Source organism: Marilutibacter aestuarii (assembly GCF_006546775.1).
GTDB lineage: Bacteria > Pseudomonadota > Gammaproteobacteria > Xanthomonadales > Xanthomonadaceae > Marilutibacter > Marilutibacter aestuarii.
The window spans coordinates 16,248-33,912 of sequence record NZ_VICE01000081.1 but is presented as its reverse complement, the minus strand read 5'-3'; the positions used below and the strand labels follow the sequence as shown (position 1 = coordinate 33,912).

The 17,665-nt window shown below is 70.7% G+C and carries 15 protein-coding genes; 8 read left to right on the top strand and 7 right to left on the bottom strand.

The genetic code is table 11. The features are described 5' to 3' along the window. Window positions 1-110: 110 nt before the first annotated feature. Window positions 111-1,322, bottom strand: a complete 1,212-nt coding sequence (locus FKV25_RS08540) for an MFS transporter (RefSeq protein WP_141518373.1) — start codon at window positions 1,320-1,322, stop codon at window positions 111-113. A 194-nt stretch (window positions 1,323-1,516) separates the two neighbouring features. Between FKV25_RS08540 and FKV25_RS08535 the strand changes: the two genes are divergently transcribed. After that, entirely contained in the window at window positions 1,517-1,819 is a 303-nt protein-coding gene (locus FKV25_RS08535; protein ID WP_141518372.1) for a hypothetical protein, read from the top strand. An 81-nt stretch (window positions 1,820-1,900) separates the two neighbouring features. Beyond that, entirely contained in the window at window positions 1,901-2,314 is a 414-nt protein-coding gene (locus tag FKV25_RS08530; protein ID WP_141518371.1) for a g-type lysozyme inhibitor, read from the top strand. A gap of 78 nt (window positions 2,315-2,392) precedes the next feature. Here FKV25_RS08530 and FKV25_RS08525 read toward each other — a convergent pair whose 3' ends face one another. Further along, entirely contained in the window at window positions 2,393-2,860 is a 468-nt protein-coding gene (locus FKV25_RS08525) for an Lrp/AsnC family transcriptional regulator (protein ID WP_141518370.1), read from the bottom strand. Between the two features lie 162 nt (window positions 2,861-3,022). Between FKV25_RS08525 and ald the strand changes: the two genes are divergently transcribed. Together ald and FKV25_RS08515 are read left to right on the top strand one after the other, a co-directional pair. After that, window positions 3,023-4,141: an alanine dehydrogenase gene (gene ald, locus FKV25_RS08520; RefSeq protein ID WP_141518369.1), complete on the top strand. Its 1,119-nt coding sequence runs from the start codon at window positions 3,023-3,025 to the stop codon at window positions 4,139-4,141. Window positions 4,142-4,293: 152 nt separating this feature from the next. Beyond that, window positions 4,294-5,841: a tetratricopeptide repeat protein gene (locus tag FKV25_RS08515; RefSeq protein WP_141518368.1), complete on the top strand. Its 1,548-nt coding sequence runs from the start codon at window positions 4,294-4,296 to the stop codon at window positions 5,839-5,841. A 15-nt stretch (window positions 5,842-5,856) separates the two neighbouring features. On the opposite strand, the gene FKV25_RS08510 is transcribed toward FKV25_RS08515, so the two are convergent. The 4 genes from FKV25_RS08510 to FKV25_RS08495 all read right to left on the bottom strand — a co-directional run bounded on the left by FKV25_RS08510 (window position 5,857) and on the right by FKV25_RS08495 (window position 10,651). Further along, on the bottom strand, window positions 5,857-6,603 hold the full coding sequence (locus FKV25_RS08510; RefSeq protein ID WP_141518367.1) for a glucose 1-dehydrogenase: 747 nt from the start codon (window positions 6,601-6,603) through the stop codon (window positions 5,857-5,859). Between the two features lie 476 nt (window positions 6,604-7,079). Next, window positions 7,080-8,489, bottom strand: a complete 1,410-nt coding sequence (locus tag FKV25_RS08505; protein WP_141518366.1) for an IgA Peptidase M64 — start codon at window positions 8,487-8,489, stop codon at window positions 7,080-7,082. Between the two features lie 82 nt (window positions 8,490-8,571). Next, window positions 8,572-9,414: an arylamine N-acetyltransferase family protein gene (locus FKV25_RS08500; protein WP_141518365.1), complete on the bottom strand. Its 843-nt coding sequence runs from the start codon at window positions 9,412-9,414 to the stop codon at window positions 8,572-8,574. Between the two features lie 97 nt (window positions 9,415-9,511). Continuing rightward, window positions 9,512-10,651, bottom strand: coding sequence for an MBL fold metallo-hydrolase (locus tag FKV25_RS08495; RefSeq protein ID WP_141518364.1), 1,140 nt, complete (start codon window positions 10,649-10,651; stop codon window positions 9,512-9,514). Between the two features lie 85 nt (window positions 10,652-10,736). Here FKV25_RS08495 and FKV25_RS08490 point away from each other — a divergent pair, with 85 nt between their 5' ends. Beyond that, a complete protein-coding gene (locus FKV25_RS08490; protein ID WP_141518363.1) occupies window positions 10,737-11,360 on the top strand; it encodes a TetR/AcrR family transcriptional regulator in 624 nt (207 codons plus the stop codon). A gap of 111 nt (window positions 11,361-11,471) precedes the next feature. Next, on the top strand, window positions 11,472-12,128 hold the full coding sequence (locus tag FKV25_RS08485) for a DUF2306 domain-containing protein (protein ID WP_141518362.1): 657 nt from the start codon (window positions 11,472-11,474) through the stop codon (window positions 12,126-12,128). Between the two features lie 12 nt (window positions 12,129-12,140). Here FKV25_RS08485 and FKV25_RS08480 read toward each other — a convergent pair whose 3' ends face one another. Beyond that, the gene (locus FKV25_RS08480) at window positions 12,141-13,289 is read right to left on the bottom strand and encodes a helix-turn-helix domain-containing protein (protein WP_141518361.1); all 1,149 of its coding nucleotides are present in this window, start codon (window positions 13,287-13,289) and stop codon (window positions 12,141-12,143) included. Window positions 13,290-13,394: 105 nt separating this feature from the next. Here FKV25_RS08480 and FKV25_RS08475 point away from each other — a divergent pair, with 105 nt between their 5' ends. Both FKV25_RS08475 and FKV25_RS08470 read left to right on the top strand, forming a co-directional pair. Beyond that, window positions 13,395-14,477, top strand: a complete 1,083-nt coding sequence (locus FKV25_RS08475) for an efflux RND transporter periplasmic adaptor subunit (protein WP_141518360.1) — start codon at window positions 13,395-13,397, stop codon at window positions 14,475-14,477. A gap of 3 nt (window positions 14,478-14,480) precedes the next feature. Next, window positions 14,481-17,636 carry an efflux RND transporter permease subunit gene (locus FKV25_RS08470; protein ID WP_141518359.1) on the top strand — a complete coding sequence of 1,052 codons (3,156 nt, stop codon included), beginning with the start codon at window positions 14,481-14,483 and terminating at the stop codon, window positions 17,634-17,636. The last annotated feature ends 29 nt before the right edge of the window (window positions 17,637-17,665 follow it).

Below are 17,665 nucleotides of genomic sequence, written 5' to 3'. Positions count from 1 at the left end.
ACGCGAGCGTGCCGAAGCGGCGGGCCGCCGCTATCCGAACCTGGTCGACAACATGTGGGCGCGCAAGCTCCCGCGCGAATAGGCGCCCGGCCGCCAGGCGACGCTTGCGCTCAGGCGGCAGCCTCGCAGGCCGCGGTCGCGCGGCGGCCGGCGGCCGCCCACAGGTAGACCGCCAGGCCCGCCAGCGCGGTGGCCGCGCCGACATAACCGGTCGAGGTCCAGCCATACCCCGCGGTGATGGCCATGCCACCGAGCCAAGGGCCCAGCGCGTTGGCGGTGTTGAACGCCGAATGGTTGGAGGCCGCGGCGAGGGTCTGCGCGTCGCCGGCCACGTCCATCAGGTGCGCCTGCAGGACCGGCGCCAAGGCGCCCATCGTGCCGACGGCGACCACGGCCGGCAGCAGCGTCCACATCGAACCCGCCGCCAACGGGAAGGCCAGCAAGAGCACCACCGACCAGGCGAGCACGACGGCGATCGCGCGGAACTGCAGGCGGTCGAACAGCCACCCGCCGGCGAGGTTGCCCAGGATGCCGCCGACACCGAAGGCCAGCATGCCCAGGGGCGTCCAGGCCTCGGGTACACCGGTCACGTGGATCATCGTCGGCGCGAGGTAGCTGAAGACGCAGAACATGCCGGCGAAACCGATCGCGCCGATGCCCATCGCCTGCCAAACCGGCTTGCGGTTGAAATCCCGCAACTCGCGCATCGGGTCGGCCCGTGGCTCGTCGGGGTCCGGCGGCAGGGTCCGCGCGACCATCACCACGGTGGCGGTGGCGATCAGCGCGACCAGTCCGAAGGCATGGCGCCATTCGAACTGCTGGCCCAGCCAGGTGGCGAGGGGATTGCCGACCAGAAGCGCCACCGCCAGCCCCAGCAACACCCGGCTGACGGCCACGCCGCGCTGCGCCGGCGGACTGATCGAAGCGGCGACCAGGGCGGCGACGCCGAAGTAGGCGCCGTGCGGCAGGCCGGCGATGAAACGGAACGCCAGCATGGTGGGGTAGTCGGGCGCCAGCGCACTGGCCAAGTTGCCCAGCGCGTAGAAGCCCATCAGCACCAGCAGCATCGGCCGCCGCGGCAGCCGTGCGCCGAGGATCGACAGCAGCGGCGCCCCGACCACGACACCGATCGCGTACGCGCTGATCACGTGGCCGACCTGGGTTTCACCGACGCCCAGGCCCCGCGCGATGTCGGGCATCAGGCCCATCACGACGAATTCGCTGGTGCCGATCGCGAAGCCCCCCATCGCCAGGGCGAACAGGATCGCCCGCACGGTGGCCGGGGGCAGTGTGCGGCTGGCTGGGGTACCGGCGGCAGTCATGGCAGGTCCAGGGCATGCAGGAGGCCTGCATTATTGTGCATTGCAGCATGCGCCGCCACGCCACTCCGCGGATCGCTGTGTGCCAGATCCGTCGATTCAAGCGGGAATACGATTGCAGCGTGGGCCCGGGGCGCGCACACGCCCGGCTGACACCAGGGAGGCGATACTCGGGGCGTTCCCGCCGGAGAATGTCCATGGAGCAGCTCGCGGCCCTGCTGGTCGGAAAGCCGATCAACATCCTGGTCATCGCCTTTCCGTTCCTGCTGGCCGCCTGGTGGCCGACGGCCGCGGTCGCCACGCCGCCGCCCTCGAGGCGGGCGATCCGGCTCGCGGCGCTGGCCTGGCTGGGCTACGCGGCGTGGGAAATGGTCGTGGCCTGGCGGACGCCGGAGGCCAACATCCGGGTCGACCTGCTGGTGATCTGGCCGGTGCTCGCGCTGTTGAGCCTGTGGGCGATCTGGCGCTGGATCGCCTTCCTGCGCGTCGTCCGGCGCTGACGCCGCATGCTCGCTGCTTGCAACGCGCCCGTCCCCCGCCTGGCGCCAGCGTGGCGCCGGCCATCCTCGAGGAGTCACGCCATGAACGCGCTTCGCCTTCGCTGCCTGCCGGGGTTCGCCCTGGCCCTCGCCCTCCTGCCCGCCGCCCCGGTCCTGGCCGCCGATCCCGACGCCAATCGCCACACCGTGCATTTCGCCCGCGGCACCAGCGCGAGCACGGTCAGCGGCAGCCTCAAGGGCTACGACACCGTCAATTACCTGCTCGGCGCCCGCGCGGGCCAGACGATGCACGTCACCCTGTCGGATTCGAACGACGCGTACTTCAACGTGATCGCGCCCGGCGAGGAGTACGCGATGGCAGGCGCCATCGAACTGCAGTCGTGGACCGGCCCCCTGCCCGCTTCGGGCGAATACCGGATCGAGGTCTTCCAGCCACGCGCGCAGGCACGCCGCGGCGAGACGGCGAGCTATACGATCCGCTTCGCGATCGAGTGAGCGCCGGCCGCCACGCGATCCGCGCGTGTGCCCCGGCATCACCGACGGGCACACGACCGGCCGCGCCGGGATCGGAAGCTAGACCGGCAGTGCGGTGGTCTTCTTGACCGTGCGCAGCGCCAGCGTCGACTGCACGCGGACCACGCCGGGGAGCTGGGTCAGGATCTCGGTGTGGATGCGCTCGAAATCGGCCGCGTCCGCGTAGGCCACGCGCACCATGTAGTCGGCGACGCCGGCGAGCAGGCAACACTCGGTGACTTCCGGGTGGCGCTGGATCGCATCCTCGAAGGCATCCAGCGCGGCGCGACCCTGCTGGTCCAGCGTCACCAGCACGAAGGCGGTGCCCGGCAGGCCGGCCATCTCCTCGTCGAGCAGCATCACGTAGCGCGAGATCAGGCCGCGCTCCTCCAGCAGCTTGACCCGGCGCAGGCAGGCCGAGGGCGACAGGTTGATGCGCTGCGCGAGCTCGATGTTGGTCAGGCGACCGTCTTCCTGGAGCAGCCTGAGGATGGCGCGATCACGCGAATCGAGGGTCGGCTCAGGCATTGGAATACTCTTCTAATGAATGACTGGATATTAGTCGGGAATGCGACTTTTAAAGCTTAACAGCGATCACATTGGTCAAAAAGTGCGCGTTCCTTCGATCATAATTTGCCACCTCCCGTGCCGACCGCGTCGGTGCCCCTTCCGCCATCGAGAGCCTCCGCCATGCGCATCGGCGTTCCCACCGAAATCAAGAACCACGAGTACCGCGTCGGCCTGGTGCCGGCCTCCGTCCAGGAACTCGTCAACAACGGCCACGAGGTCGTGGTCCAGAGCGGTGCCGGCCTCGGCGTCGACCTGACCGACGAGAACTACGCCGCCGCCGGCGCCCGCATCGCCGCGACCGCCGACGAGGTCTTCGCCTGGGCCGACATGATCGTCAAGGTCAAGGAGCCGCTGGCCGAGGAACGGAAGAAGCTGCGCAAGGGCCAGATCCTCTTCACCTACCTGCACCTGGCGCCCGACCCGGCGCAGACGAAGGATCTCGTCGACTCCGGCGCGATCTGCATCGCCTACGAAACCGTGACCGCGGCCAACGGTTCGCTCCCGCTGCTGACCCCGATGTCGGAAGTCGCCGGCCGCCTGGCGCCGCAGGTGGGCGCGCACGCGCTGGAGAAGGCCCAGGGCGGCCGCGGTGTGCTCCTCGGCGGCGTCCCCGGCGTCTCGGCGGCGGAAGTCGTCGTCCTCGGCGGCGGCGTGTCCGGCACCCACGCCACGACCATCGCGGTGGGCATGGGCGCCAAGGTCACCGTCGTCGACCGCTCGGCCGACGCACTCAAGCGCCTGGCCAGCCAGTTCGGCACCTCCATCTCGACGGTGTTCTCCACCCAGGCCGCGATCGAGGAGCTGGTGCGCCGCGCCGACCTCCTCATTGGCACGGTGCTGATCCCCGGCGCCGCCGCGCCGAAGCTCGTCACCCGCGAGATGGTCAAGAGCATGAAGCCGGGCTCGGTCATCGTCGACGTCGCCATCGACCAGGGCGGTTGCGTGGAGACCTCGCGCGCCACCACCCATGCCGAACCGACCTACGTCGTCGACGACGTGGTCCACTACTGCGTGGCCAACATGCCCGGCGCGGTCGCGCGCACCTCGACCTTCGCGCTCAACAACGTCACCCTGCCCTTCACCCTGGCGCTGGCCAACAAGGGCTGGAAGAAGGCCCTGGCCGACGATGCGCACCTGCGCAACGGCCTCAACGTCTGCGAAGGCCAGGTCACCTGCGAGCCGGTCGCCCAGGCCCAGGGCCTGTCCTTCGTGAGCGCGGAGTCGGTGATCGGCCTGTAAGCCCGCTTTCGCGACACGCAGCACGATCGAGGCGGCGCCGTCCTGGCGCCGCCTTTTTTTGTTGCAATGCGACACGCCGGCGCGGGCTGGCGCACCGTGCGACGCGCTGCGACACTCGGTCCGACTCCATTGCCCGAAGGTGACGTCGCCCCATGGATGGCAAACGCCGCATGTTCCCGTTCTGCTTGAACGCCGCCCTCGCGCTGCTCCTGTCCGCGTGCCCGCCGGTCGTGGCGGCCAACAAGGTCGACAAGGCCTCCACCGACCTCGTCCCGCAATCGCTCTCGCCCGGATCGGCGCTGGAGCAACGCATCGACCGGGCGCGCGCGCTCGCGGCCGGGGACGAGGGCGATGCCGCCGACCGCGCGCTGACCGCAATCCTCGCCGATCCGGGCTTCGATACCCTGCCGACGCAAACGCAGGGCACGACGCTGTCGCTCGCCTGCTGGGTCGCGGCGGGCCAGCAGCGCCTCGAGGCCGCGCGCGCCCATTGCGAGCGCGCGGTGGCCTTTTCGCCAGGCGATCGATGGGACTGGTACCGGCTCGCGATGCTCGAGTCGTACCTCGACCAGCCCGAAGCCGCGGCGCGACACTTCGTCGAGCTGGTGCAGCGTTGGCCGGAGACGCTGGACGAGATCGAGGAAAGCGACATACACCGGCTTCGCTTCGCGCTGCCTGCCGATGCGCCCGAGCGCCTTGCGCTGGCGCAGGCGCTGTTCGATGCCAACTGGAGAAGCCCCTTCGGCGGCGACAGCGGGGTCTGGTACGACCTGGCCCTCGCCCGTGTCGAGCGCGGCGAGCAAGAGCGGGCCCGCCAGGCCCTGCGCCGAGTCAGCGGCCCGAGCGACCTGGTGCGGATACGCAGCGATCGCCGCTTCGATGGCCTGTTCAACCGCAACGCGGCCTCGCTCGACGTCGAGAATGCGGCCCGGTTGATGGTCGAGCGCCTGCAGCGCGCGGCCGATGTCGCGCCGGACTCGGTCCAGGCACAGGTCCAGCTCACCTACGGCCTGCTGATGACCAACCGCCATGACGAAACCGCCGCCGTCGCCACGCGGGTCCTCGAGAGGCTGGCGCAGGCGCCGAAGGACCGCTTCGACGACGCCGACCAGGCGACCTGGCTGCTCAACAACCGGGCCATGGCCCTGAGCCACCTCGGCCGCGACGCCGAGGCCGAAGCGGACATGCAACGCGCCATCGGCATGGACGAGGCCGGACAGGCGAACGTCAGCCAGCGCCTCAACCTGGGCGACTACTACTGCAGCCTGGAGCGGCCCGACGATGCCGAACGCGCGGTCGATGGCGTCGGCGCGGTGAGCGGGTACGGCGCGATGGTCCTGCGCAAGGTCCAGCACTGCGTCGCCATGCAACGTGGCGACGACGCGGCCGCGGGCAGGGCCCTGGCCTACCTGCGCGCGCACGAGGCCGACGCCTTCGACCAGTTGCTGGAAGCGCTGCTCCGCGATGCCCGCCTCGACGAGGCCGCGGCGCTCGTGCGCCGCCACCTCGCCGACGCTTCCCTGCGCGGCGACATGCTCGCATGGTTGCAGGGTTATGCCGACGCGCCCGTGCTTCCCGGCAACGCGGGCCGCGAGTCCTCGCGCGCGACACTGCTCGACCGCGACGACGTCCGCGCCGCGATCGAGGCCGTCGGCCGGGTCGAGCGCTACGCGTTCACGCCATCGCCCGACTTCGGCTGACGCCGGCGTCGCCCTTCAGCGGACCCCGCCTCCGGCGTAGATGCGTTCGCCGGTCAGCCACTTCGCCTCGTCGGAAGCGAGGAACACCGCGATCGATGCGATGTCGTCGGGCTGGCCCACGCGTCCCAGCGGCGTCTGCGCGACAACGTCGGCGGCCATGTCCGAGCCGATGATGCCGCCCGAATGGGTGCCTTCGGTCTCGACCATGCCCGGGTTCAGCGCGTTGACGCGGATCCCGCGCGGACCGAGTTCCCGCGACAGCACGCCAGTGATGGCGTCCACCGCGCCCTTGGTGGCGGTGTAGACGGCACTGCCGGGCGGAACGGCGCGGGTGACGACCGAGCCGATGTTGATGATGCTTGCGCCCTCGCCCAGGTGCTTGCCCGCGGCCTGGGTGGTCCACAGCAGGCCGAGCACGTTAACGTCGAACTGGCGGCGGAAATGCGCCTCGTCGATTTCATCGAGCGCGGCGAATTCGTACACGCCGGAGTTGTTGACGAGGATGTCCAGCCGCCCGAAATGCTCGATGGCCGCCGCGACCAGCGCTTCCGCGTCCTCGCGCCTGGAGACGTCGCCGCGCACCGCCACCGCCTGGCCGCCGGCCTCGGCGATGCGCGCGACGACGGCGTCAGCGCCGGCCTGGCTGGATGCGTAGTTGACGACGACCGAGGCACCCTCGGCCGCAAGTGCGGACGCGATGCCGGCGCCAATGCCCTTGGAAGCGCCCGTGACGAGGGCGACCTTGCCTTTCAGCTTGCTCATGGAAAATGTCCTGTTCGTGGGGAAGAACGGAGGCCAGGGCCTCCCGGCGGCCACGCCAACGCGCGCCGCTTCCCACGACATGCGAACGCCAGCGGTGCCACGAAAGTGTCGAAACCGGGAATGAGCATCCCGCCGATGGGCGGGTGGAGCCGCAGGCCGGCAGGCGCCGCAGGGTGGATGGAGCGCAGGTCGACACCGATCCATACACCCCGCGCACGTCGCACACGCGAGGGGCTTCGCTCCTCCTGTGGGTCTGCGCTGGATCGGCGACGAAATGGACGCGCCCAGGGATTGCGAAGGTAGGCGGGGTTTCCAGGCAAAGCCAAAGGCTGGATCCCAGCGTTCGCTGGGATGACGCCTTGGGCAGTCCGTCCCTTACGCATCACCCTCCATCCTCCACCCACCAAGAATCACCAATCACGAACTACGAATCACCAATCACCAATCACTTGTCACCCATCACCTGTCACGTCCCGCTAGCGGCTGTACATGTCGATCACCGCCTCGATCGCGCTTTGGCAGACCTGGCAGAACGCATCCGTCCGCGTGAACATCAGGCAGTTGAGCTGGGGGCGGTAGTAGCCCGTCGCCGAATAGTTGGCGCCCTGGAACGCAGCCAGGGCATCGCGATGCGAGGCCTGCGCGAACATCGTCTCGATGTGGCGCTGCTCCTCGTGGAACAGCGCGCTCATCTCCGCCTCCGGGCGCCGTTCCTCGCGCAAACGCTTGCGGCGCGCCTGGATGCCGCGCTCGTAATCTTCGTAGGCGGCTTTCGGCCAGGGCGTCGGCACCGGCGTCGCAGGCGTGACCCGGGACAACCATTTGACCCGCTCGGGATCGAGCAGCGCCGTCACGTTCGGCTCCCAGGGCTCCACGCTCGGGTGGTCGGCCGTGCCATAGGCGACGGGCGAGGTGTAGTACTCGTCGGCGAGGGCGGCGAAGTGGTGGCCGAACTCGTGCACGAAGACGTAGTCGCGCCAGTCGTTGTCGGCGGCCACCGTGCTGAACTGGCCGAAGATGCCCCCGCCGCCGTAGGTGTCGCCATTGACCATGATCTCGACGAAATCGTACGGCGCGTACTGGGCGAGATCGCGGAAGGCGCGGTTGTCGAGCGTGAGGATGTAGCGCTCGCTGCCGAAGATGTCGTAGCGCGCGCCCGTCGCCGACGCGCGATGGATGCCGGTGGACGGACGGCTCACCCCGGACTGGGGCACCGGCACCGCCAGCGCCCAGACGTTGAAGTCGGCGGCACGCTCCTTGAACGGCGATACGCTGAAAAGGACGTCGGCCAGCTCACGCGCCCGTGCCTCGAAGGCGTCCATTTCGGCCTCGGTGTAGCCGTCGCCCAGCAACAGCAGGTCGACCTTGTCCGCCGGCGCGCCGTTGCGGCGGATCGCGATCGGCATGCCCACCGGCCATCGGTCCGCCACGGCCGTCGGGCCGCGTTCGACGTCGAGCGCGGCGGGATCGACGGTGACGGACCAGGACGGCACGAAGCGGTTGGCGCCATCGCGGCCGAACACGGTCAGCTTGACCGGTGCCTCGGGCATCGGGAAGCGCAGCGATTCCTGGAAGCTGCGCTGCATCGCTTTCGCCTCGTCGGTCGTCCGCCATTCGCCGAACACCGTGCTGTAGCCACGCGAATACAGGAGCTCACCGGTCGCCGCGTCGGCCACCTCGAACTTCTGGTTGCCCAGGTTGCTGCCGTCGATCGGATGCGCGGGATTGCCCGGCCAGGGCAGCGGTTCCTCGACCACGCGTTCGAGGGCGTAGCGCTCGACCTGCGCATCGCCGGCATGCTGGATGTCCACGCGCAGGGTGGGCGGCGCGGCGTGGGCGAGACCCGCCACGGATGCGAAGACGACGAACAGCATGCGAGCGAGCATCGGGGTCTCCCGGCAAGGTGCGCGGCCAGCGCCGCGCGGCGGGCCCATGATCGGGGATGGCCGCGTGCTTGGGAACCGCGGGTCAGGCCGCTTCCGCCGCGGCGTCCGCGGCGAGCCGGGCGCCGATCGCGTCGCGCAGGGCCGCGTCGTCGGGCACGCGAAGGCCGAACACGTCGCGCAGGGCGGCAATGACGGCATCCGCGTCGGGAAGCAGGCGGCTCGTGCTCGGCTGGCCGAGGCGGTGGTGGCTGAGGCGGCCGCCCTGCAGGGTCCTGCGCTCGCCGGGCCCGGTGCGGGCGACCCGCAACTGGCCGGCGAAGGCGGAAGCCGGGTGGGTCGACACGTACCAGTTGGCGACCTCCAGGTCGATCGGCGCCTGGGCCTGGCGGTCGAACACGTACAAGGGACGCCATGCGTCGAGCACGCGCGCGTCCACGGCCAGTCCGCCGTCGCGCTCGACCACACGGTAGTCCTCGTGCGGGGTGCGCTGCGGCCGAGGGTCGTCCAACCGCAGCGGCCCGGTCGGCACCATGCCGCCGAAGCCGACGTCGACCAGGTGGGCCGCCTCGTCCAGCACCACCTCGACCAGCATGTGGCTGCGCGCCGGGGGCGCGTCGTCGCTGCGGCCCATCACCACCCGGGCGGTCAGCGCGCGCGCCTGGAAGCCCAGTCGCTGCAGCAGGGCCAGGAACAGGCTGTTGAGTTCGAAGCAATAGCCACCGCGCCCCTCGTGCAGCAGCTTGCGCTGCAACGCGGGCAGGTCGATCGGAACCGGCGCGCCCAACAAGGTCGCGATCGTCTCGAAGGGGAAGGCTTCGGTATGCCGCTGCTGCAGCGCGCGCAGCGTCTGCAGCGTGGGCGGCGGCGGGGCGGCGAAGCCCAGGCGTGGCAGGTAGGCGTCGAGGTCGAGCGGCGATCCGGACATGGCGACAGGCATTCGGGGAGGAGCCCCTAGCCTGCGCCCTCAAGCGCGCTTGAGGTCAAGGGCCACCCGACCCGCGTCGGCGCGGGCCGCCCCCGGACTACTCCACCGTGCGCCACCAGGCCGTCGTCGGCTGCGGTGCCGCCAGGTCCAGGCGCTCGCCCATGCCCGGGGTGGCCAGGGCGATGCCCCGTGCGGCGCCCAGCGCCGAGATCTGCTCGAAAGGGTCCTGCCAGGCATGCATCGCCAGGTCGAAGGTGCCGTTGTGCACCGGCATCAGCCAGCGGGCGCGCAGGTCTTCGTGCGCCTGCACGGTCTGTGCCGGCTGCATGTGCACGTAGGGCCACTGCGGATCGTAGGCGCCGGTCTCGAGCAGGGTCACGTCGAAGGGCCCGAAGCGGCGGCCGATTTCCCTGAAGCCGTCGAAGTAGCCGGTGTCGCCACTGAAGAACAGGCGCAGGCCCGGTGCTCCTGCGGGCTCGTCGATGATCGTCCACGAGGCCCAGAGCGTCCTGTTGCCGTCGAACAGGCCGCGACCGGAGAAGTGCTGGGCGGGCGTGGCGACGATGCGCAGGCCGTCCACCTCGGTGCCCTGCCACCAGTCGAACTGCCGGACCTTGTCCGCCGGGACGCCCCAGGCCACGAGCCGGTCGCCCACGCCCAGCGGCGTGAGGAACATGTCGGCCCGCCCGGCCAGGTCCACCACGGTGTCGCGGTCGAGGTGGTCGTAATGGTCGTGGGAGAGGATCACGCCGCGCAGTGGCGGCAGGTCCTCCAGGGCGATGGGCGGGGCATGGAAGCGCTTGGGGCCCATCCACTGCACCGGAGAGGCCCGCTCGGCGAACACCGGGTCGGTGATCCAGAAGCCGTCGCGGAGCTTCAACAGCACGGTCGAGTGGCCCAGCCGGAACAGGCTGCGGTCGGGCGCGGCAAGCAGTTGTGCGCGGGTCAGGGTGGCGACCGGCACCGGCGCGCGGGGCACGGTGGTGTCGGGCTTGTTGAAGAAGAAGTTCCACATGATGCCCAGCGTCTTGCCCAGGCCCTCCGCCGGGCGCGGTGCCGGATTGCGGAAGCGGCCTTCGGCCGACTGCGGGGAGGCCGGATAGTCGGCAAGGGGGCGATTGGTGCGGGCGGCGGACAGCAGGCAGGCGCTCACGATGAGGACTCCAAGGGTCAGGACGGTCGCACCCAGGCGGCGGAAACGCCGGCGGGCTCGACGGGGGATGGCGGCGGACGGCATGGGGCGACAGGCTCGAATGGAAACTACACGGGGCAGTGTAGTTACGGGATTCGGAAAAGTAAACCGTCCGGTGTAAACTAGCCCCATGTCCGCCAAGCCCGCCCCCACGCCACGCCTGACCGAGCGCAAGCACGCGGCGATCCTGGCCGCGGCCATCGCCGAATTCCGCGAGTCGGGCTATGAGGCCACCAGCATGGATCGCATCGCGGCCAGCGCCGGGGTGTCCAAGCGCACCGTCTACAACCACTTCGCCAGCAAGGAAGAGCTCTTCGCGCGCATCCTGGAGCAGCTCTGGGCCCGGGGATCGGAGGGCGTGGACCTGGCCTATCGCAGCGACCGGCCGTTGCGCAGCCAGCTGCTCGAGCTGGTGAACCAGAAGCTGCGCCTGCTCGACGACCCCAATTTCACCGACCTGGCGCGCGTCGCCATCGCCGCGGGCGTGCACTCGCCCGAGCGCGCCCGCGAGATGCTGGCGCGCCTGGGCGATCGCGAGGAGGGCCTGACCACCTGGATCCGCGCCGCCGCCGCCGACGGCGCGCTCAGGACCGACGACCCGCTGTTCGCCTCCATGCAGTTGCAGGGCCTGGTGAAGGGGTTCGCCTTCTGGCCGCAGATCTCCATGGGCCAGCCGCCGCTGAGCCCCGGCCAGCAGAAGCAGGTCGGCGAGGCCGCGGTGGACATGTTCCTGGCGTTCTACGCCCCGCGCTGATCCCGTTCCACGACCGATCCGGGCGAACCGGACGTCCGGTCCGGCCGATCCGGACGACGCCCGTCCCGTCGCACGGGACCCTGCAGGCCCCACCAGGCCAGGACAGGCGCAATGCGACGACTCATCGGGACAGGTCTCCGCGGTATCGGTTTCACCTTCTTCGCCCTCACCAGCGTGATGGTCGCGGCCTATGCGTTCGCGTTCCTGAAAGTGCTGCCCTACGAACCGCAGAACCCCTACATGGCCAGCTTCGCGATCCAGGGCCTGGTAGTGCCGATGCACTTCTTCGGGGCCGGGCTCGCGCTGCTGCTGGCCCCGGTGCAGGCCAGCGGCTGGATCCGCCGCCGCTGGCCTGCCGTGCATCGCACCAGTGGCTGGCTGTATGCCGGTGGCGTCCTGGCCGGCGGCGTGTCCGGGCTGGGCATGGCCTTCCACGCCCAGGGCGGGTGGGCGTCGGGCTCGGGCTTCCTGCTGCTCGCGGTGACCTGGCTGCTGGTGACCGGCAACGGGATCCGCTTCGCCGTGCTGGGCGACATCGCCCGCCATCGGCACTGGATGGCGCACAGCCTGGCGATGACCTTCGGCGCGGTGACCCTGCGGGTGATCCTGTATGGCGGCATGCTGGTATTCAAACTGCCGATCGAACCGGTCTACATCTTCGCCGCCTGGGCCAGCTGGACGTTCAACATGGCCGTGTGCGAAGCATGGCTGCGCTGGCGGCGTCGCGCGGTGCCGCTCCACGCATCCCGGCGCGCGCAGGCGGCCTGATGCCGCCCCGGGTCAGGCCGCTGCCTGGCGCGCGCGCCAGGCGCTGGGCGTGTGGCCGGTCTCGCGCTTGAAGGCCGAGTTGAACGTCGACTTGGAGGTGAACCCGCAGGCGTAGGCGATGTCGAGGATGGTGCGCGCGTCCGCCGCGTCCGCCAGGCAACGGCAGGCCGCGGCGATCCGCTGGCGGTTGATGTAGTCCCAGAACGTGCAGCCGAAACCGCGGTTGATCGCCGCCGACACCAGGTACTCGGGATAGCCGCTGCGACGGGCGACCTGGGCGATCGTCAGTGCCGGTGCCAGGTACATCGCCTCGTCCTCCATCAGGCCGGCCAGGCGCGCCTGCACCTCGGGCAGTCGCGCATCCTCGTCCTGGGCGGACGCGGTAGCGGGTGCACCGTCCGACACCCCGGATGGCGCGGCGGCATCAGCGGTATCGGCGGGGCCGTCGCCGGCGACCGTCGCCTGCATCAGGCCCAGGTAGCCCAGCACGCAGGCCCATACGGCCACCGCGCCGTAGATCGTGAAGTAGCCGATGCCGGCAAGACGCACATAGTCCTGGACCACGGCGATCGCCCAGATCAGTACCTGCCCAAGCGCCATCACCATCACCCAGCGCAGCGACACGCGGTCGGCGTCGGAGCGCCGCTCGCGGACCTCGCGGCGGTAACCGAGCACGCGCCAGACCGCGGCGGCGACATAGCTCAGGCTCCACGCATAGAGGAACGCGCTGTACCACGGCACCGGCGGCGGGAGCCGGCGACCCAGCCAGGCCTGCATGTTCGCCAGGTTCGCATCGGGCCCGGCCAGCAGCGTCGGCAGGCCCACCGCGAGCGCGACCGCGAACCCGGCCAGGTGGACGCCATCGCGCCACCCCAGCCGCCGCGCCGTGGTCAGGGTGCGCACGTAGAGATAGAAGAAGCTGCCGTAGACGAACGGGAACACCCCGACGAACAGCAACACGCGGAACAGCCCCGGCGCCGGCGCGGCCAGGAACGCCGCCTTGACGCCCAGGTCGAAGGCCACCAGGCCCAGCCACGCCGCCAGCACGCGGTTGGCCGCGACATTGACCGGCCGCTTCCACAAGGCCAGCGCGAGCAGCAGCGACTGCGCGCCGCCGACGGCGAAGATGACGACCCAGTGGCTGATCGATGCACTCTCCATGGGCCGGGGATTATGTCATCGGCGGCAGGCGAACGGCTTCCGCTGCGTCACGGACCGTATGCTAGGTTGACCTTGACGCCCGACGACACGAGACGAAAGGTCACCATGGCGCCCCGCTTCCGATGGTTTCTTCCCGCCCTGCTGCTGCTTGCCGCCTGCGACAGGCAGCAGGCCGCCGACCCGCGTGCCGACGCAGCGCGGGTGAGCGTGGCGCCGGCGGAAGTGGCCAGCTTCGGCGAACGCTTCTCGCTGACCGGCACGTTGACCGCCGAGCGCGACGCGCAACTCTCGCCGCGTGTCGATGGGCTGGTGTCGCGCGTGCACGTGGATGCCGGCGATCACGTCGAGGCCGGCCAGGTACTGATCGAACTCGACCCCAGCGTCGGTCGACAGGCATTGGCCCGGGTGCGGGCACAGGAAACCGAGGCGGAAGCCGCGGTGCGCGAAGCCGGGCGCTTGCTCGCGGAGGCACGGCGCCTGGGCAAGGACCAGCTCATCGCCGCCACACAGGTGGATGCGCGCGAGTCCGAGCTGCAGCTCGCGCAGGCTGCGTTGGCCTCCGCGCGCGCCGGCGCGCGTGAACAGGCCGAACTGGTCGAGCGCCATGCCCTGCCCGCGCCCTTCGACGGCGTGGTGGCGGAAAAGCTCACCGAGGTCGGCGAATGGGTCCAGCGCGGCACGCCGGTGCTCTCGCTCGTCGCCACCGGCAGCGTGCGGCTGGACCTGCGCGTGCCGCAGGAGCGCTTCGCGCAGATCGGCGATGCCACCCGGGTCCGGGTCTACGCCGACACCCTCGGCGGCGAGCCCCTGTCGGCGCGCATCGGTGCGCGCGTACCGGTGAACGATCCGGGCGCCCGGACCTTCCTGCTGCGGCTGCTGGTCGACGATCCCGACGGCCGCCTGCTGCCGGGCGCTTCGGCACGCGCCGAGATCGACCTGCCCGCGGGCGCGCCGGCGCTCGCGGTCAGCCGCGACGCCCTGCTGCGGCAACCCGATGGCGGCCATCATCTGTTCGTCGTGGAGACGGGCGGTACCGGGCCGGTCGCCCGCCAGCGCAGCGTGCGCGTGCTGCGCGAGCGCGGCGACCGCGTGGCCGTCGACGGCGAACTGAAGGCGGGCGAACAGGTGGTGGTGCGGGGCAACGAGGCCTTGCGCGACGGGCAAGCGGTGGAACCGGTCGGGCCCTGAGCGGTGGCATTCGACCGCGTCCTCCGCCATGGCACCCTGATCGCGGTCGCGGTGCTGATCCTGTGCGTGCTCGGCATCGCCGCCGCGCTGCGGGTGCCGGTGCAGATGATCCCCGACCTGGAAGTGCGCACCATCAGCGTGGACACGCGCTGGCCGGGGGCGACGCCGCAGGACGTGGAGAAGGAAATCCTGATCGAGCAGGAACAGTACCTGCGCACGCTGCCCGACCTGCGCCGCATGGTGTCCTCGGCGACCACCGGCCGCGCCAGCATCGACCTCGAATTCCCGTTCGGGGTGGACGTCAACGAAGCCCTGATCCGCACCAACAACGCGCTGAGCCAGGTGTCGGACTATCCCGAGAACGTCGACGAGCCGGCGCTGGGCACGAGCTCGTTCTCGGCCAACGCCTTCATGTACTTCCGGATCGGCGCGCGCGCGGACAGCCCGCTGGACCTCGACCTGGACATGATGCGCGACTACGTCGAGGACACCGTGCGGCCGCGGCTGGAGCGCGTGCCCGGGGTGTCGCTGGTGCAGGTCGGCGGCGGTGCCGAGCGACAGATCCGCGTGGAAGTCGACCCCCGCCGCCTGGCCGAGCGCGGCCTGGACATGGGCGACGTGCGCGACGCCCTGCGCTCGCGCAACACCGACGTGTCCGGCGGCGACCTCGAGAGCGGCAAGCGGCGATACCTGGTGCGCACGGTCGGCCGCTTCCGCGATGCGGGGGACGTGGGCGGGCTGATCCTCGCCGAGCGTGACGGCGCGCTGGTGCGGCTGTCGGACGTGGCGCGTGTCCACCTGGACCACTTCGAACGACGCGACCTCTCGTTCGCCAATGGCAAGCCATCGCTGAGCCTGTCGCTGCGTCGCGAGCCGGGTTCCAACGTCATCCAGATCAAGTACGCGGTGCTGCCCGAAGTCGAGGCGATCAACGCCGAACTGCTGGCGCCGCTGGGCCTGGAGATGACGCTGACCAGCGACGACGTGCGCTATGTCGAGGAGTCGGTCGCCAACGTCATGCGCAACCTGGCCCTGGGCGCGGTGCTGGCCAGCCTGGTGATGCTGGCGTTCCTGCGCTCGGTGCGCGCGACCCTCACCGGCGTGGTCGCGATCCCCATCTGCACCATCGCCGCCTTCGTCGGCCTGCTGCTCGCCGGCCGCACGCTCAACGTGATCTCGCTGGCCGGCGTCGCCTTCGCCATCGGCATGACGGTCGACAACACCATCGTCGTGCTGGAGAGCATCGACCAGGCCCGCCGGCGCGGGCTGTCCCGCTTCGACGCGGCGGTGGCCGGCGTGGCCCGCGTCTGGCCCGCGGTGCTGGCCTCCACCCTGACCACGGTGCTGGTGTTCGCGCCCATCCTGTTCGTGCAGGAAGAAGCCGGTCAGCTGTATTCGGACATCGCGATCGCCATCTCCGCCTCCATCCTGACGTCGATGGCGGTGGCGGTGACGGTGGTGCCGGCGCTCGCCGCGCGGCTCGCGCCGGCCGCCAAGGGCGATGCCGACGCCCCTGGCGACGGCGCCTTCGACCGCATCGGCGCACGCATCGCGTGGCTGGCCGGCGGACCGCGACGCCGCGGCTTCGTGCTGGGCGGCACGGTGGTCGCCGCGGTGCTGGCGCTGGTGCTGCTGACGCCGCCGGCGGAGTACCTGCCCGAAGGCGAGGAGCCCAAGACCTTCTCGCGCATGAGCGCGCCGCCGGGCTACAACCTCAGCGAGATGGAGGTGATCGCGCGCGAGATCATGGCCGGCCTGCTGCCGCACCTCGACGACCCGCCGGAGCGCTTCGCCGACGGCGACACCGACATGCCCGCGCTGGCCTACTTCAACATGTCGGTGGACCCGCAAGGGCTGCGGATCATCGCCGAGCCCAAGTCCACCGGCGACATCGACGCCCTCATGGACGCGCTGGATGCGCGCTTCCTCGCCTACCCGGGCATGCGCGCGTTCTCCTCGCGCGGCTCGATCATCTCCAGCAACGACGGCGGCAGCCGCAGCATCAACCTCGACATCTCCGGTCCCGACCTGCCCACCATCTACCGGGTCGCCGGGCGCGCCTTCGACCGCGCCCAGGACCTGTTCGACGGCGCGCGGGTCGGCTCCTCGCCGTCCAGCCTGAGCCTGGACCAGCCCTTGCTGGAGCTGCAGCCGCGCTGGGAGCGCCTGGCCGAGGTGGGCCTGGACACGGGCAGCTTCGGCTATTCGGTGGCCGCGCTCAGCGACGGTGCCTTCGCCGACGAAATGATCCTCGGCGACCGCAAGGTCGACATCTTCCTGTTCGGCGGCAGCGGTGGCGAGCAGCGCCTGGATCGCCTGCCCGACCTGCCGGTGGCCACGCCATCGGGCGCGGTGCTGCCGGTGTCGGCACTGGCGGAACTGCGCGAGACCGCCGGCACCGACAGCATCCGGCGCCTGGACGGACGCCGCACCGTCACCCTCAACATCGTCCCCCCGCGCGCGGTGGCGCTGGAAACCGGCGTGGCCCGCGTCCGCGAGCAACTCATCGACGCGATGCGTCGCGAAGGCGAGATCCCGCCCGACATATCCATCGACATTTCCGGCGCCGCCGACCAGCTCGACGCCACGCGCGCCGCGGTCTCGGGCAACTTCGCCATCGCCCTGCTGCTGTCCTACCTGCTGCTGGTCGCCATCTTCCGCCACTGGGGCCTGCCGCTGTTCGTGATGGCGACCGTGCCGCTGGGCATCGCCGGCGGCATCGTCGGCCTGGCCGCGCTCAACGGACTCGGTGCGGCGCTCGGCGCCATCGGCCTGGGCGGCTTCACCCAGTCCTTCGACATGATCACCCTGCTCGGCTTCCTGGTGCTGCTGGGCACCGTGGTCAACAACCCGATCCTGATCGTGCTCGAAACCTTCCAGCGCCTGGAGGAAGGCGCCGCGTCGGCGGTGGATGCCGTGGCCGACGCGGTGCGCACGCGCCTGCGCCCGATCCTGATGTCCACCTGCACCACCATCTTTGGCCTGGCGCCGCTGGTGTTGATCCCCGGCGCCGGCACCGAGCTGTATCGCGGCCTGGGCGCGATCGTCCTGTTCGGCATCGCCACCTCCGCGGTGGTCACCCTGACCTTCCTGCCCTGCCTGCTGGTCGCCGGGATGGCCCTGCGCGAGCGCGCCCGCGGCCTCCTGCGGCGCGACTGAAGATCCCCGCTGCAGCGGGCCTGGCCGGG